The following is a 15,732-nucleotide window of genomic DNA, read 5'->3' on the forward strand; positions in this document are numbered from 1 at the left end:
GGTGTCCCATGGCTCAGCGCGAAGAAGACGTCGTGTACGTGAAAACCGTCGCGACCGGGTCGATGGAGCCGGTCACCATCTCGCAGTGGACGAACCACGGCTTCAACGCGCTGATCCGAGATGCCATGGCACTCTTCGCGTCGACGAAGGGCGGCACCCTGAGCATCACGGGCACTCCGGAGTACGGCCGGGTCACCGTGGCCATGCGCGGTGAATGCCTCATGGACATGGTCTGGGGCAGGATGACCGCCGCGGAGGCACATGGTGACATTGCGCATATCCGCCGCCCCGAGCGGGTTCCTGGAGCCGCTGCCTCCGCAGGCTAATCCAGCACCAGTGGTGTCAACCGGCCATTGCCGCGGGGCCGGCATCGCCGTCCAGCCCGGACATGGCCCCGGCACCATCGTCATCGTTGTCGGCGGTAAACGGTCCAACGTCTTTGAGCGCGGCGATGCGCTGCACGATCGGATCGGTAATCACCTCAGCAATCTGTGAGATGCGCTGTTGGGCTGCTTTGATCCTGCCGAACTCGGCGACGTCGATGACGGTGGTGAAGGTGTCAAGGTTCTCCCGAATCACCCGGTGCATGTGTGGTCCGGTGGTCGCGGCCATGAGGTCCAGGCCGCGCACGCCGGCGTGGTTGGACGAGAACTGGCTGGGCGCATTCGGGGCTGCTTTGGTCTGGTGTCCGCCTGCCTTCAAATCGATCGCACGCATCATCCCCCGGCTGATTTCGAAGTCGTGCATGGCGTGATGTGCGCCGCCGAACTGCGCACGCATCCGCGCACTGTCGGTGTTGCGGAAAGCCACAGTCACGGTGTCGTGCGGCTGCACCGACATCGGCATGTCCGAGGTCGAGAAGCCGTGACTTGGAGCCCGCGTGGTGTCGATAGCCACCCGGCCCCACACCGCTGAGTCATGTGTCAACCGCACCCAGCCCGCCGTAGGCACGTCGACGATTCGCAGGAACGTCGAGACCTCTGACAACACCCACAGCGCGTTGGGCACATCGAGGTTGCACCAGACTGTCGAGCCCGGGCCGATCACCCCGAACTCGTAGAGGTCGACGACTTGAGTCACCACGGCTGGCCCGGCCGATGCCGGGGTACCAGGCCGAATGAAAGCGTGCACAGTGACGCCTGTATCTGCGTGGTTCATGCGCGCACCGTAGCTCTGTTCGTAGCACGACACGGCGTGCGCCACGAGTTGGCGACCTGCACGTATTGCGTGCTGTATTGCCGTCTGTGGTATCGGGTATATCGGTGCCTGTATGCGGGCCTGTGTCGGATGTCGTAGTGACTCCCGTATCGCAGGTTGTAGCTCGGTGCCGCAATCGTCTTCCACACACATACGCGCACATGGGTGTGTATATGTGCTGGCGCCCTGCCGCCCCGTGCAACCCGCGCCGCGGTCGTTGTTGACAACTGTTGCGTATCAGCCTGTCCCCGAACACACGGCACCTGACTATTCGGGGAAAGGGCACTCATGATCTTCACCGCCGCGCAGAGCGTCATCTACAGGGCCGATCTGGTCGACCCCACCAGCGACGGCATCCTCACCACCCTCGTGAACTTCGGCCTGGCCGCACTCATGGTGCTCGCGGTTCTCGTCGGCGGTTGGCAGGCCTTCAACGTGTGGATGGCGAAGAAAGGCGCCGCTGCACACATGGAACTGCGCACCGTTGTCTTCGGCGTGCTACTCGTCGAGATGATCCTGGGCGGCATCATGTGGCTTGCCAACTACGGCACCGGACTGCTGGACAACTTCCGGTGACGCGCACCGGTTGCCGCGGCCTCGCCGGCACACGGGGTGGCGTTGATGGCGCTAAGTGAAAGTGCTCAGTCTCGCTAATTGAAAGTGCCCAGTTGGCAGCGGTGGTTCGGCGTGTCGTCGGACTGCTTGTCGGGGTTCTGCTCATCGTCAGCGGAGTTGTGTTTCCGCTGATGAATGGGAGGGCCGTCGTTTGCTGTCGCTGGAGGGTGATGTGGAAGCGCATGCGCTTCGGGAGCAGGGTTGGTCGATATCGGCGATCGCTCGCCATCTCGGGATCAATCGCCGAACCGTTCGGGCCTATCTGGCTGGGGAACGAGTACCCGGGCAACGCCAACGCTCTGAACCGCTGGTGATCGATCCGTTCGTCGAGTACTGCCGGATCCGCCTGGCTGACGATCCGCACCTGTGGGCCTCAACCCTGTTCGACGAACTCGTCGAGCTAGGTTTTACCGGCTCGTATCCGTCGCTGACCCTGGCAATCCGAAACCTGGGGCTGCGACCGCATTGCGAGCCGTGTCAGTCGGTCAAGGGCCGCGACGTCGCGGTCATCGATCATCCGCCCGGGGTCGAGACTCAGTGGGACTGGGTCGAGCTGCCCGATCCACCAGCATCGTGGGCGGCTGACCGGCATGCCCACCTGCTGGTCGGGGCGTTGGCCCATTCGAGCCGCTGGCGCGGGGCGCTGGCCCGGCCGAGGACTTCGCGCACGTCGTGGAAGCGATCGAGGCGGTCAGCATCCGGTTGGGTGGGGTCACCCAGCGGTGGCGGTTCGACCGGATGGCCACGGTATGTCATCCCGAATCGGGCCGGATCACCGCGGCGTTCGCCGGGTGGCCAAACACTACGCTGTCGCCGTCGATGTGTGCCCGCCACGACGGGGCAACCGCAAGGGTGTGGTGGAGAAGTCCAATCACGCTGCCGCCCAACGCTGGTGGCGCACCGTCACCGACGACACCACGATCGAGCAAGCCCAGGCGTCGCTGGACCGGCTGTGCGTGAAGCTCGACGGGCGCCGCCGGCGCCGCGACGGGCAGGCCACCACCGTCGGCGCCCTGGCCGATGCCGAACCACTACGGTCACTGCCGACGGGTTCGTATCCGGCCGAGTTGACCGAACACCGCATCGTCACTCCACAAGCGTTGGTGTCCTGGCGGGGCAATCAGTACTCGGTGCCGCCGGGCTGGCCGGGGCCACGGTGACCGTCACCCACCGCCTGGGCTCTGACACCGTGCAATTGACCACGGCATCGGGAGCCGTTGTTGCCGCGCACCGCCGCGCGGTCGACGGCAGCGGCGCGGTGGTGCGCGATGCCGGTCACGTCGTCGCGCTCGAACAGGCAGTGCTATCGGGGTTCTCGACGGCCAGGCCTTGCACTCATAAGACCCGGCGACCGCCCTCGGTGGCCGCCGTTGCCGAGGCCGCGCGGCTGCGTGGTGCCCCGGCGAACGATCCCGCCCAGAAGGTAGTGATCGATCTGGCCGTCTATGCGGCGACCGCAGCACGGCTATCCGTTGTTCCCCAACACCATCCAACCGAACAGAACCAGGAGTAACCCCCTTGAGCAAAACCGTCCCACAGATGAGCGAAGCCCGCCGATACCAACAACTCCGGGCACATCTGTCCTATCTGAAACTCGGCGACGCAGCCGAAGCGCTACCCCGCATCCTCGATGCCGCCCGCGCCGAAAACCTGTCCCTGACCGCCGCTTTGGAGCGGCTGTTGGAGATCGAGGTCAACGCCACCGAAGCCCGCCGGCTGACCTCACGGTTGCGGTTCGCCTGTCTGCCCGAACCCTGGACCATGGCCGATTTCGATTTCGCCGCCCAGCCCGGGGTCGACGCCAAACTGATCAACGACCTGGCCAGTCTGCGCTTCCTCGACGACGCGGCCAACGTGCTGTTCGTCGGCCCACCCGGGTCGGCAAGACCATGCTGGCCGTCGCGTTGGCCCGCGGCGCGGTCGAGGCCGGCCACCGGGTGTATTTCACCACCGCCGCCGACCTGGCGGCCCGCTGCCACAAAGCCGCCCTGGAAGGCCGCTGGCACACCTGCATGCGGTTCTTCGCCGGACCGAAACTGTTGGTGATTGACGAACTTGGCTACCTTCCGCTGCCCGGCGATGGGGCATCCGCGTTGTTCCAGGTGATCAACCAACGGTATCTGAAGTCGAGTACGATTCTGACAACCAATGTTGGGATCGCTGACTGGGCAACCGCTTTCGGAGACGCCACCGTCGCAGCCGCCATGTTGGACAGGCTACTGCACCGCGCCACCGTGGTCGGTATCGACGGACCCAGCTACCGGCTGCGCAACCACCAAGCCACCGCCGAAACGATGCGTAAGGCGGTCGCCGCCCATGTCAGCTGAGACCCGTTCCTGCCAAGCCTGCTGGACCGAATTCACCGCCACCACACCGACCAAGATCTACTGCTCAGACCGCTGCCGCAAACACGCCTGGGAGCAACGCAAACACAGCGACACCGCCGCCACCGTCACCGAGGCCCGGCCACCCGCCCCACAGCCGGCCGCCACCCGTTCCTGCCCGCATTGCGGCGAACCCATCACCATCGTCGCTTTGCTGACCACTCCAGAAGCTGCCCGCCCCAGCACCCCCGGCGACGGCACAATCGTTCCCCTGCAACGACGAACCTGCTAACCTTAGCCACTCAAGCCAACTGGGCAATTTCGCTTAGCATCTCTGGGCAGTCTTCTTTAGCGCCATCAGCGTAGGCGGTCCGGAGGTTCCTGTACGCGGAGGCCATGCCTGATGCGTCCCTTCAGGATCTTCAACGATGTCAAAGGCGTGCGCATGGTGGCCAAAATCGGCGGGGTGCGCATGGGCCCATTCGCGGTCATCGCCATCCTTCTGTTGATGGCCTGCGCGCTCATCGTCGTCATGGTTGCCAACCCGTTGATCGCCGCGGCCGTCTTCGCCGCCGGGTTCGTCGCAGTCAGTGTCTACGTCGCGATCTTGACCCGCATCGACAACACCGGAGTGCTCTCCGAATTGACCGCACTCTCCCTGCTGCGACGTGGACTCAGCCACCGGCACAGCGCCAACTTCGACCTCCCCGGCATCTGAGCCGGCCCGGAAGGACACGCACAATGGGCAACCACATCCCGCCGCTCAGCAAACGCCGCAAAAATCTGGTCTTCTCCGAAGACGGCAGCGTGTGGTGCAACTACCTACTCACCGGACTCAACGTCAATAGCTATCGACCAGAGACTGCGGCGGCCGCGCAAGACTCCCACGAACTTCTGCTCACTGCGCTGTCGGAGATCCCCACCGACGACATCCTGTTGGCAGGTTCGCGGGTGCGCGTCGATCCGCTCTCGACGCATCGACGAATTACCGGAGGTATCCCGGACTGGGAACCAGACCGCTACCGTCACCTCGAGCATCTGATCAACGAGTTCTACCAGCGGATGGTCAGCGGCGAGTTCGTAGAGTTCGATCGCGTGTACTGGCTCTCGATCAGCCAGCCATCACGTCGCACGATTTCTGAGCGCATGGTCTCGACGCTGGTCGAGACGGACCCTCACGAAGGCCTGGACTGGGCCGACCTCGGCGATTTCGAGAAACGGTGCTTCGCAGCGATTCCACCAGAGTTCCGGCCGGTACGCACTGTCCCCGAACTCGTCGACTGGTACTTCGAGCGGGCCACCACGCGTGGTTTGACTGTTCCGATTCTTCCGCCGCCCCGCAGCGGTGCGGTGACACCGACCGAGCGGGCCTACCCGGAGGTCGTGTTCGATGAAGCTGCTGAAGCCACGGCGCTGTACTCAACGTTCCTGCGCGATCTCGACGCCGGCCGCGACTACACCAAGAAACTCTCCAAGATCGACCGAAAGACCTCGCTGTTCAAGCGCTTCCGCACACTGTCAGCCGGAACGGTGATGGCGATATCGCACCCGGGCAAAGCCCGCATCGCCGAACTCCCCGACGGCGTGACGTCGTATCAGTCACTGTTCGGGATCGCCCGCTACCCTGCCCGATTCACTGACCAGGTGTCGAGCTTCACCTACCTGGTAGACCAGGCGATCGGCGGTGATGCCGACTTCGCTCTGCGTCTTCGCTTCTCGCAAGATCTGGTCGACACCAAGAGCGTGTCCGATACCGAACGCGACCTGGTGTCTGAAGGCGAAGCCAATTCCGCCGATGAATTCGAGGCATACGACTACGACAAGCGCCGAGCCGAACTGCGCCGGTTCCACGACGCGATCCGCGCCGAGTCGGGGCCGCGAGGGATGCAGGTCGCCGCGATCTTCGCCTTCGGATCTAGCGACCTCGACGAGCTCACCGGCCGGGTCGCAGCGTTGCAGCAGCGGTTCCGATCCAACGGTTTCACTCCGCTCCTGCCGGTTGGTGGTCAGAAGGAACTGTGGACGATGATGATGCCAGGGTCGCGGCGTACTCGTCTGGGCAATGATCTGCTGCAGACCACTACCGCTCGCTTGTTCTCTGGGGCAATGCCGATCCGGCGCAGCTTCGCCGGAGATGCCGTCGGCATCCCCATCGCCATCAACAAGGAGAACGCCAACGGGCAGATCATCCTGCTCGACATCCTCGGTGCGACCGAACGCGGCAACGGGTCAATCGCGTTGACCGGAGCACAAGGTCGCGGCAAGTCGAACCTGATGAAGCTCATCCTGCTGTTCGTCACGCTGCTCAATCGGTACTCCACCGTGGTAGATCACTCCAAGCACGGAGAGTGGGCGGTGTTCGCCCGCCAGATCGCACGAACCCAGGTGGTCAATGCAGCCACGGGAGACTCACCCGGCGGGCCGGTGTCGATGGATTTCCTCAAGTGCCTTCCATCCCCATTGGCGGAGACCGCGATGATGGCGCACTACCTGCCGCTGTTCGGATTTGAGACAAAGTCGCCTGAGGGGGCGTACTTCGCCAAGGTCCTCAACCCTTTGTTCCGCAATCCACGGGGCATCAACAGCACCCGCAAGCTGATGGGGTTCCTCAAGACCACCGGCGACGCCGAAGCCCGGGCCCTGTCGCTGAATTTCGAGCACTGGGCCGCGCTCCCATACACGCGGGCTTTCATCGACCCGCCGGAGCGCGGACACGGGGACATGGGCCTGCCACCCTTCGACAACCTGGCTGATTTGGCTGCACGCATGGAGTCCGGGTCTACTCCGTATTCGACTGTGTTTCGCACCCATGAGCTTCCGGTCTACCGCGGCGAGAACCCGGACAACGCCACCGATCTGAACAAGTGGGCAGCTTCGGTGTATGGGTCTATCGCACGGATGACGGCTCACCGGTTCGCTCAGATCCGTGGAACGTGTGTGTTTTTCGGGGACGAGATCAGCTTCCTCAAAGGCAACGAGGACGTTGTCGAACTACTTGTCCGTTCGCCCGACCGCACCGCGCGAAAAGACGCAAATTTTGGAGTGTTCGGATCCCAGCATGGCGAGGATTTCGATCACAACTACGCGATGATCGAGAAGAAGGCAGCCCTCGGGCAGAAGGTGGCTGGCAACGCGCGGGCCGCTCTCAAGCACATGGACATGCCGATACTGGATTCGCTGATCAACATGATGGTCACTCAGACCTCACCGCCAGATCCCGACGACAACACCCGGACTCGCGCCGGCCGCGAGGGCGAAGGCTGGTGGAACGACGGCAACAGCAACATCGTGCGAGTGCAGTTCCTGCCGATCCTGTCGGCGTCGCTAGCCCGTTTCGCCGACACCCGCAGTTCGAAGATGATCCGTGAGACCGATCTCGACGCAGAGCCGCGTACGCCGCGAGGAGTTGCGTAGCCATGGCCTCGTTCCTGGATCTGTTCACCGCCACCGACTCCGCCGGTGCCGGCGCCGCGCGGTATCGCCTGCACTTCCTGGGAAGCCAATACCTGCACCAGGATTCGTGGATCTTTGGGATGATCACCAGCGTCGTCTTCGAGCTGTACAAGTTCCTGGTGGTGCCGGCCAACGCTCTGCTCGGTCTGGTGCTGTCGTCGGCGAATTGGATGACCCCGCTCTCGGAGGCGTATCAGCGGTTCTGCGCACCGCTGTTCGCATTCTTTCCGCCGTGGGCGATCGCCTGCGCAGGTCTGGCTCTGGTGACGTTCTCGGTGTTTCGGTCACGGCTAGCCTCCACCGCCGGAAGCATGTTCACCACCGAGGTCTATAACCGGATCGGCGCCGCACTGGCCATGGTGATCGCCGTGATTGTTCTCACCAACAACCCGTTCGCGATCATCGCAAAAGTCTTCGAAACAGCCAACGGTTTCTCGACCGGACTGGCTTCGGCGGTCACCCGAAGCGCCAACGACACAACGCTCTCGACCGGCCACGCGCTGGTCGACCAGTCGATTCGCACCCCGGCGATCGCACTGAACTACGGCCACGAATTCACCGACTCGTGCAAGAAGCTGTGGTCGGAGGCGATGGCCTCCGGGCAGGGATTGTCTGTGAACACCGGCTGCTTCGTCGAAGGCCAGAACGCGGCCGGACCTGACACCGTCATCACCGCGATCGTCATGCTGGTGCTGCCGGCGCTGCCGATGTTCGTGTTCGCCGTGGTAGCGAGCTGGAAGTTCGTCGTGCACCTGACAGTGTCGGTGGCCTGCTTCGTGGGCGCGGGGTGGGCAGCTGCGGGCAGTGTCCACAAGCGTCGCGGATTCGACACTTTGTCCAAGGCCTTCGCCCACGCCGCGAGCCATCTCATCATGGCAGTGATCACGTCGATGGTGGCTGTCGCGCTGCCTGCGACAGTCTCAGGTCTCGCTACCCAGATTCTGGGCCTCACCGACAATCCGGAGGTTCAGGTTTACGGGCTGATGGTGTCGCTCGGCATCGGATTCATGGTCTCGTCGTGGGTCATCATCCGCGTCACCGCCAACACCGGTGTCCTGGTGCGGTTGCTGCACGCCAACGCGGACATCACTTTTCAGCAGATGTTCGGAATTTCACCGGCCGCGAAGTTCAGCACTATCCCCGGAAAGCTCAAGTTCGGCTCGGACGAGTGGAAGAAGCACCGCAACGCTCATGACGACGAGCAGAAAAAGAAGCTGGCCGCCAACCCCGCCGACACTGTGCAGGGAAGTGCCGCCGCTGAAAAGGCAACGCGCGGATCGAAAGGCGCCACCGTGGAAAGCACAATCAGCGCAGAGGATGCTGCCGCCGTCGAACAACTTATCGAGCCAGCGGCATCGCTTGCCGCGGCCTCTGCCAGCCCTGTGCCTCCCATAACGGTGTTCGGCAACAACACACACTCCGGCCCCGATCCCAAAGGCCAGGAGCAACGGCGAGTCAACGGTCACTTGGATTCGGATGCCGACGTGTTCGGCCACTACGTCAGCCCCGCGGTGTTGGCTCCAGCCTCTTCCCCTGATGACGACGGTGACCTGGCGGGCCGGGCCGCGCTTCCGGCCGCGTCGGGTCTAGTTCCCCCGCCGCTGTCGGCGCCGGGTTCTGTACCGGCGATCGAGGCTGCCCCGTTCATGTCACCGGCGTCGATGCTGACCGACCCGGCGCGGCACGCACGAGACCCGCTACCGGCACCGGAACCGGTCCCCGTGGCCGGAAACGTCTACGCCGACCCCGCACTCGACATCGCCGCCCGTGCCGCAGGGGCGACCTTGGTCGTCGCGCGCGGGCGCCCGGTAGTGCGCCGGGCCAAGTCGTGGCTGCGCCCGTTCCGCTCCGACCGCGAACCGGTACCAGCACCGGCGCTGGGGGTTCCCGATGTGTCGCAGGGCCCCGCGCTGGTTCCAACTGTGTCCGCCGAACTGTCGGACACAGCCAAGGAATCCGGCGCCTCCTCTGTTGCGGTCAATGCGCAGCAGCAGTGGAACAGAGGATGGCTGCGTCGGTGGAGACAGCGCGAAGAACCTGTCACGAACCCCGCACCCGCGCCGTCTGCAACGAAGTCAGGCAGCGGTTCGGGAAGCATCCGACACCCGGGATCGTTCTGCGCACCCCTCCCTGACTTCGTTGCAGCCGATGCACTGCAGGTCGAACGGGAGCTGATAGGAGCAGTCCTGGCCGCCAACGGGAAACGCGCAGTCTTCACGATCGACCCGACCGATACGCGTATCGGAATCCGGCTCAGTTCTGACCCCGACGAACGTGTCGTGCGCATCAGCGGTGACGGTTTCGGGGATCCGACGTGATCACCCGCGCCGCGTGCGGCGTGGACTTGGTCGCCGCTGCAACCATGTGCCCCACCAGGAATCGAACCGCCAAGGAGAAACGACCATGACTGTCCCACCCGAGCAGCCCAACGTTCGGCGCATGCGGGACAAGTACCGCAACGCGCCCGCGGCCAACGACTTCATCGACCGTCCAGCCCCGGCTCCCCCGCCGGCTTTCACCGACCCCATCCCCAACGGCGCGCCGGTACCGCCTCCTCTGGGGATGGGCGGACGGACCGCCACTGCGGCGCAGTGGGCACCCGCCGGCCAGTACGACGATGTCACTGTGATCGGGCGGCCCGCGGTTCCTGCCGACTTCGGTCGGCCCGTCGCCCCGGCGGACCTTGGCCGACCGGTGGCCACTGCCGACACCGGTCGCGCCGAGCGCATCATCGAGGGTCGCACCGAAGGCGCTCAACGCGGCTGGCGCGCGAAGGCGAACAAGATTTTCTGGCTGCACCTGTCCAAGGGGGCCGATGAGATCGCGTACGACCAGCGGATCGCTCAGATCCGGCGCACGCTGCGAGCACCGAAGCGGGTCGGTGTCGTCTCGGGGAAAGGCTCGGCGGGTAAGACCGCGATAGCTCTGAACATGGGGGCCACCATCTCCTCGGCCCACCGCGGGATGAAAGTAGCTGCGTTGTCGATTGACCCGCTGGGAAATCTCACAGACCGTGTGCGCAAGGTCAGCGACCAGACCCCCGCCTCGGTGATGTCTCTGGCTTCGGACCAAGACCTGAACCGCGCTTCTGATGTGAGCAGCTATCTGCTCACCGACAAGTCCGGGCTACGGGTGCTCGGTGCCAGCACGGCCGACGGTGCGGGGTTCCTGACCGCGGAGAAACTGGAGCGGGCGCTGGGCGAACTGTCCAAGTGGTTCGACCTGTCGATTCTCGATTTCGGCCTCAATATCGACTCGCAGGTGTATCACCAGGGCCTGGCCCAGACCGACCAACTGGTGCTGGCAGCATCCACTGCCGCCGACTCGATCGACGAGTTGCACGTTCTGATCGAAACATTGAAGCGGTTCGGTGGGCGGTACGTGGAGCTGCTCAGAGACGCGGTGGTCGTGTTCACTCAGACGCGACCGGGCAAGGGCCACATCGACGTGGCAGCCGAGCGGGACCGGATCCACGCCTCCTACCAACTCCCAGTCGTCACCATCCCGTGGGATGAACACATCAGCGAGGGGGGTCCGATGAGCCTGGACCTGCTTGACGAGGACACCCGGCTGCCATTCGTGTGGCTGGCGGCGGAGGTGATGAGCCGACTCCCCGCCGACTAACTGATCCACGCACACCACCGCATTGAACCCGAGACCATAGAAGGAGTTTCCCGTGACTGACACCATCAACGAGACCTACGTCGGCACCGACCAGGACGCCGCCGACGCTGCACGACTGGCCGAGGGTCTGCGTACCTTGCGCGAGTTGCGCAGCTTCTACGACCAGTCCACCGCCGATCTCGAGGCCGGACGTGAGGCCGGTCGGGCGCGCGTGGCCGAACTTCAGGCTGAGGTCGACGCCGACATCGCCAAGTTGGCCGACATCGTCAACGAGGCCGCAGTCGAGTTCAACAACGCCGCTTCCGAATTGGTGGAGACCGGCTTCGCCAGCCCGAAGGTGCTCACGGGCAAAGGCCTGGGAACGCTGCGGGTCAAGAAATCCTGACCGGCGCATGTCCGAGCGCTTGACCATTACCTTGCCAGCGGGGCCAGGGATGAGCCCGACGATTTGAACGCATGCTCGGAGCACCTTCCTGGTAACCGTGACTTCGAGGGCGAGGAGCTGTCGGACTAAATGCCGGCTCCGACGATGCCCCATGGAACCGTGACGGTCTGTGGGGCATCGTCGTTTTTCAGGGGCCGGGGCCTCACCGGGCCCACATATTCAACAGCGCGGTGGATTAAGCGTTTCGGCGCCAAGGAAACACCCCAGCATCACCACGCGCCGGCCCAGGGTCTTGTGCTGTGCCGAGCACGATCGCAGCAGAGCACTCAGAGGTACGCGGCGAGATCGGCGGCCGGGCACCCGTGGCCGTGAGCCCCAACCCACTGCCCTCCCTCCCCCTGCTAACTGGTCGACGGACCGCAACTCGTGTTAATCTCTATTTTAGAGATACAGGAGGATTGAGATGACCGCAGTCGACCTCGCCACCAGCCATGACCCGGTGAATCATCCGTCGCACTACACCAACCATCCAAGCGGTATCGAATGCATCGAGGTCACCCGCCAACTCAGCTTCGACCCGGGAAACGCCGTGAAGTACGTATGGCGCCGAGGCGACAAGGGAAATCCGCTGCAGGACCTGGAAAAGTCGCTCTTCCTCCTCGCCGACGCGCGCAACCACGCACCAAAGTTGCGCCGCGTTCCCCGCAAGGCCGCCAAGTTGCTGCTGCAGGTCGCCGACGCTGAAACCGACGCCGACGCCGCGATGTTCTATCGCGCCGTCGCAGGTCGCCGCTGGGCGGACGCAGAGGCGGCGGTGCTTGCACTGCGAGACGCACTCGCACACGCGCCGGCGCAGATCTGACGAGGAGACACCGTGTCCGACGCCGGAACCGGCAACCTCGCCGTCATCGATATCGAAACCACCGGACTCGACCCGAGACATGACCTCATCCTCGAGGTCGGTGTTGTCATCATCGACAACACACTGCGTGAAGTCGACCACCGCAGCGTGCTCCTAGTGACCGACTCCACCACGGCCTGGGCGTCTCGCATTCAACAGCGCTGGAACAGCTTCATCGTGACTACAGGCGCCGCAGCAGGTTCCGCCACTGCCTGTCGCGACGATGCGGAGCTCACCATGGCGCAAGCCATGCACCTGGACAACGGATTGATCGCTGACCTCCTGAACCCTTGCGGATTCCTCGCCCCCACGGACCTGTCCAACTCCAACCGAGTCGTGTCGCCCAGCCGACGGAACGGGGCCCGAGAAATCCGCAAGTTCCTTGACGAACACCAGATCACTCAACCGGTTCCGATGGTCGGCAGCTCCATCCGTTCGTTGGACGGTCCGTTCCTGGAACGGCATATGCCGAAGTTGTTCTCCCGGTTCAACCACCGCACGATCGACGCCTCAGCCCTACTCGAACTGGCGCGGTTCATAGACCCGGACAGGCACGCCGCACTCACCAACGCGGTCGCCCCCTCCATGCACCGCACCGTCAGCGACTGTCGCCGATCCCTTGATTTCATCCGAGCCTTCGCCGTCCAGTACGGGATCGGCGACCTCGCCTCCCCCGAGGCGTAGGCACATGAGCGCCGGCACCGACGGGATCCGCCCTCTTACCTACGCCACTGGCGGGCCACCCGGAATGCAGCCAGGCGACGCCCCGAACACGTTCTGGCACAAGACCGAGGTCATCTTTACCGACGGATCACTGACCGTGCTGGTGTGGCCTGACCCGATACCTGCCGACGATATCGACACCTACCTGCGCACGGTAGCGGGCCGCCTCCCCGCACAGACGCTGATGTTGAGCACCAGCACAGCCGGCCACGGGAAGACGAGGTAATACCGCCATGCCCGTCGCACATGGACTGAAGCCCCGCCAGCAACGCATCCTCACCCGTGACGGAACATCACTAGCAGTGTCCCAGTGGGGCAGGCCCGACGCCCACAGCACCGCGGTGTTCCTACACGGACTGTGCCTGGACCGCACCGCGTGGGACGCTCAGATCCATGAGGTGACAAAGCGCTTCGACGGCCGAGCACGCGCCATCGGATATGACCATCGTGGTCACGGAGAGTCGTCCCCTACCCCCATCCATACCTATAACGTCGACCAGCTCGCCGACGACCTCGACGACCTCCTCACCGCTATCGCCCCTGTTGGACCAGTCACCCTGATTGGCCATTCGCTCGGGGCGATGGTCGCATTGACCTACCTGTCACGCATCTCCCACAGGTGCACCGCCGAAGTGCGCGGACTGGTGTTGTGCGCTACTGCATCCGGTCGGATTGCACGACACGGAGTCGGCCAGCTACTGAACCTTCCGGTCCTCGACGGGCTCGTCGAGATTGCCAGCCACATCCCGCCCCGCGCCGCCACCGCCGTTACGACTCCACTTCGACTGGTCCTCGACCAGCTCAGCACCCACGGTGGGATCAATCAGCGGGGGCTGAGCTCGGTGGTCTCCAGCGCGCTGGCCAACACATCGCTACGTACTGCTGTCGGCTTCCTGCCCAGTCTGCGCGACTTCGATGTTCACACCGCACTGACAGGCATTCGCGCTCACACCACAGTGCTGTCCGGAGGACTGGACGTTCTTACCCCTACGGCACATGCGGAGGAAATGGCCGCCGCCATTCCGGGTGCTGTGCATCTACACGTCCCGTGGGCCGGACACATGCTGCCTCAACAGGTTCCGAGCCTTGTCGGCAAGGCGATCATCGATACGATCGCTGCTTCCGAATCCGCGCAGCCGATCGTCCGTGTACCTGCTGCAGTTTCGTGAGCAGGAGAGTTTCAAAACCGCAGGTGGAACGGGGACGGTTATATTTGTCGATCCTCGCCAAGGTAGCCGAACAGGTGAAGACTTGATGGACACTGTCGAGGTGCGCCACGGAGTGACGCCGACCGGGTCAACCACGGAACAACACTTCGGCGTTCACCCAGACGCCTGGCGTTCTGATCGCAGGCGGGGCCGCCGATCTACGAAACTTCCTGAGCCCACTGGACAACAAGGCGTTCACCGAGCGCATCAAGCACAGAAGATACAACCGCGTTATGTAGACCGATTCCGCCGGGGAAGTCGGGATAGACCTCTTCCAGCTCAGTTTGCGACCGGTATCGAACGATCGACACCGGCGGGATCTCATCGGCCGAATGCCGGGCGTCGAGATCAGCGACAGCGTCGAGGAACTGCTGCACCATCTGAGATTTCCGCCGAAGCAGCCCGTCGAGAAGCTCGTATACGTCGTCCTTGATGGACTGGTCAGACCCCGGCGATTCCCAATACTGCCATGTTCGCAGACTTACTCCACAAAGATCCGCGGCGGCCCGCATCGACAGCCCGGCAACTTCCCGCATTGTCCGCAAATGCGCGGAGGATTTCACGCTGGAGTTCTGCGGACCGTCTGCGATCATCTGCTCCCTCCGTTTCGCAGCACCGTGCGTGATTCGTCCACGACCATGCGCGTAAGCCGCGAACTCCGCTGCGTTAACGCGCTATCCATATACGCGAGTCTTCAAGCTGACCGACTCGGTTTGTGTGCCAGTCCAACTCGGCCCGGGGATTACCGCGCGAGCCACCCGGTCCTGGCTCAGTCCCAGTTCATCGCGAACGCCGCACACTCGCGGGCCAACCACCGCGTCGAAACTCTCCACACCGGAAACAGTACCGACCTCGTGATGTCACCGTTCTTGCTGCTGACCGTTGTCACTGTGCTGTCACTTGCCTCGATCGACAGGGTGCAGTCCAGTCATTTTGCCGAATCCGCACATCGGCGCTGTGAAAATGAGACTTCCGTCGCCTGGGGACTGAATGCGCGGACAGCGGGGCCCGCAAGCCCGATCACGCAGCGACGCCGCCCTTGGCAATAAAGCGATCCACGTCTGCCGCTTTCACCAGTCGCCGCCGTCCGACCTTGACCGATGCAAGCCGACCGTCCTTCAACATCGCATAGATCAGAGTCTGACCGCAGCGCAACTTCTCTGCAGTCTCGGCCACAGTGAGCAGCGTGGGCTGTGCCGCCGCGGGCTGGGCGGGTTGCGCGGCGGCCAGCAGCGTGGCAATCGCGGCGGCCAGCTCGTCGGGGTTGGTCATGCACTACAGCATGGTGCGTATACGTGAGTG

At 63.9% G+C, this 15,732-nt stretch carries 17 protein-coding genes and 2 pseudogenes; 16 read left to right on the plus strand and 3 right to left on the minus strand.

Features of this window, described 5'->3' with window-relative positions; all coding sequences use genetic code 11:
• Positions 1-8 precede the first annotated feature (8 nt).
• Positions 9-326 carry a hypothetical protein gene (locus BTO20_RS21095; protein ID WP_087078123.1) on the plus strand — a complete coding sequence of 106 codons (318 nt, stop codon included), beginning with the start codon at positions 9-11 and terminating at the stop codon, positions 324-326.
• A gap of 16 nt (positions 327-342) precedes the next feature.
• Here BTO20_RS21095 and BTO20_RS21100 read toward each other — a convergent pair whose 3' ends face one another.
• Entirely contained in the window at positions 343-1,158 is an 816-nt protein-coding gene (locus BTO20_RS21100; protein WP_157680300.1) for a hypothetical protein, read from the minus strand.
• 327 nt (positions 1,159-1,485) lie between these two features.
• Here BTO20_RS21100 and BTO20_RS21105 point away from each other — a divergent pair, with 327 nt between their 5' ends.
• The 15 genes and pseudogenes from BTO20_RS21105 (at position 1,486) to BTO20_RS21165 (ending at position 14,391) form a co-directional block, all read left to right on the plus strand.
• Positions 1,486-1,773, plus strand: a complete 288-nt coding sequence (locus tag BTO20_RS21105; RefSeq protein WP_087078124.1) for a hypothetical protein — start codon at positions 1,486-1,488, stop codon at positions 1,771-1,773.
• A 211-nt stretch (positions 1,774-1,984) separates the two neighbouring features.
• Positions 1,985-2,071: pseudogene (locus BTO20_RS40645) on the plus strand (helix-turn-helix domain-containing protein); the annotation flags it as partial.
• A 490-nt stretch (positions 2,072-2,561) separates the two neighbouring features.
• Positions 2,562-2,972, plus strand: coding sequence for a hypothetical protein (locus tag BTO20_RS40650; RefSeq protein WP_232491325.1), 411 nt, complete (start codon positions 2,562-2,564; stop codon positions 2,970-2,972).
• Positions 2,969-3,325: a hypothetical protein gene (locus BTO20_RS40655; protein ID WP_232490947.1), complete on the plus strand. Its 357-nt coding sequence runs from the start codon at positions 2,969-2,971 to the stop codon at positions 3,323-3,325. The genes BTO20_RS40650 and BTO20_RS40655 overlap by 4 nt, the downstream gene beginning before the upstream one ends.
• Positions 3,326-3,351: 26 nt before the next feature.
• Positions 3,352-4,139: pseudogene (gene istB, locus BTO20_RS21115) on the plus strand (IS21-like element helper ATPase IstB).
• Positions 4,129-4,428, plus strand: coding sequence for a hypothetical protein (locus BTO20_RS21120; protein ID WP_087072533.1), 300 nt, complete (start codon positions 4,129-4,131; stop codon positions 4,426-4,428). The pseudogene istB and the gene BTO20_RS21120 overlap by 11 nt, the downstream one beginning before the upstream one ends.
• 111 nt (positions 4,429-4,539) lie before the next feature.
• Positions 4,540-4,854, plus strand: coding sequence for a hypothetical protein (locus BTO20_RS21125; RefSeq protein ID WP_070947098.1), 315 nt, complete (start codon positions 4,540-4,542; stop codon positions 4,852-4,854).
• Between the two features lie 23 nt (positions 4,855-4,877).
• Positions 4,878-7,550, plus strand: a complete 2,673-nt coding sequence (locus BTO20_RS21130; protein ID WP_087078125.1) for an AAA family ATPase — start codon at positions 4,878-4,880, stop codon at positions 7,548-7,550.
• Between the two features lie 2 nt (positions 7,551-7,552).
• A complete protein-coding gene (locus BTO20_RS21135) occupies positions 7,553-9,907 on the plus strand; it encodes a hypothetical protein (protein WP_087078126.1) in 2,355 nt (784 codons plus the stop codon).
• 85 nt (positions 9,908-9,992) lie between these two features.
• Entirely contained in the window at positions 9,993-11,213 is a 1,221-nt protein-coding gene (locus tag BTO20_RS21140) for a MinD/ParA family ATP-binding protein (protein ID WP_087078127.1), read from the plus strand.
• Between the two features lie 52 nt (positions 11,214-11,265).
• The gene (locus tag BTO20_RS21145; RefSeq protein ID WP_232490809.1) at positions 11,266-11,598 is read left to right on the plus strand and encodes a hypothetical protein; all 333 of its coding nucleotides are present in this window, start codon (positions 11,266-11,268) and stop codon (positions 11,596-11,598) included.
• A 463-nt stretch (positions 11,599-12,061) separates the two neighbouring features.
• Positions 12,062-12,460 carry a DUF3310 domain-containing protein gene (locus BTO20_RS21150; RefSeq protein WP_087078128.1) on the plus strand — a complete coding sequence of 133 codons (399 nt, stop codon included), beginning with the start codon at positions 12,062-12,064 and terminating at the stop codon, positions 12,458-12,460.
• A gap of 12 nt (positions 12,461-12,472) precedes the next feature.
• Positions 12,473-13,183, plus strand: coding sequence for an exonuclease domain-containing protein (locus BTO20_RS21155; RefSeq protein ID WP_087078129.1), 711 nt, complete (start codon positions 12,473-12,475; stop codon positions 13,181-13,183).
• 4 nt (positions 13,184-13,187) lie between these two features.
• Positions 13,188-13,448, plus strand: a complete 261-nt coding sequence (locus BTO20_RS21160; protein ID WP_087078130.1) for a hypothetical protein — start codon at positions 13,188-13,190, stop codon at positions 13,446-13,448.
• Positions 13,449-13,455: 7 nt separating this feature from the next.
• Complete coding sequence (locus BTO20_RS21165; protein ID WP_087078131.1) at positions 13,456-14,391, plus strand: alpha/beta fold hydrolase; 936 nt, start codon at positions 13,456-13,458, stop codon at positions 14,389-14,391.
• Between the two features lie 197 nt (positions 14,392-14,588).
• Here the strand turns inward: BTO20_RS21165 and BTO20_RS21170 are convergent, their stop codons facing one another.
• Entirely contained in the window at positions 14,589-15,023 is a 435-nt protein-coding gene (locus tag BTO20_RS21170; protein ID WP_087078132.1) for an Aca2/YdiL-like domain-containing protein, read from the minus strand.
• Between the two features lie 427 nt (positions 15,024-15,450).
• Positions 15,451-15,702, minus strand: coding sequence for a helix-turn-helix domain-containing protein (locus tag BTO20_RS21175; RefSeq protein WP_232490810.1), 252 nt, complete (start codon positions 15,700-15,702; stop codon positions 15,451-15,453).
• Between the last annotated feature and the right edge of the window lie 30 nt (positions 15,703-15,732).

The sequence above is a fragment of the Mycobacterium dioxanotrophicus genome, from assembly GCF_002157835.1.
Classification (GTDB): Bacteria; Actinomycetota; Actinomycetes; order Mycobacteriales; family Mycobacteriaceae; genus Mycobacterium; species Mycobacterium dioxanotrophicus.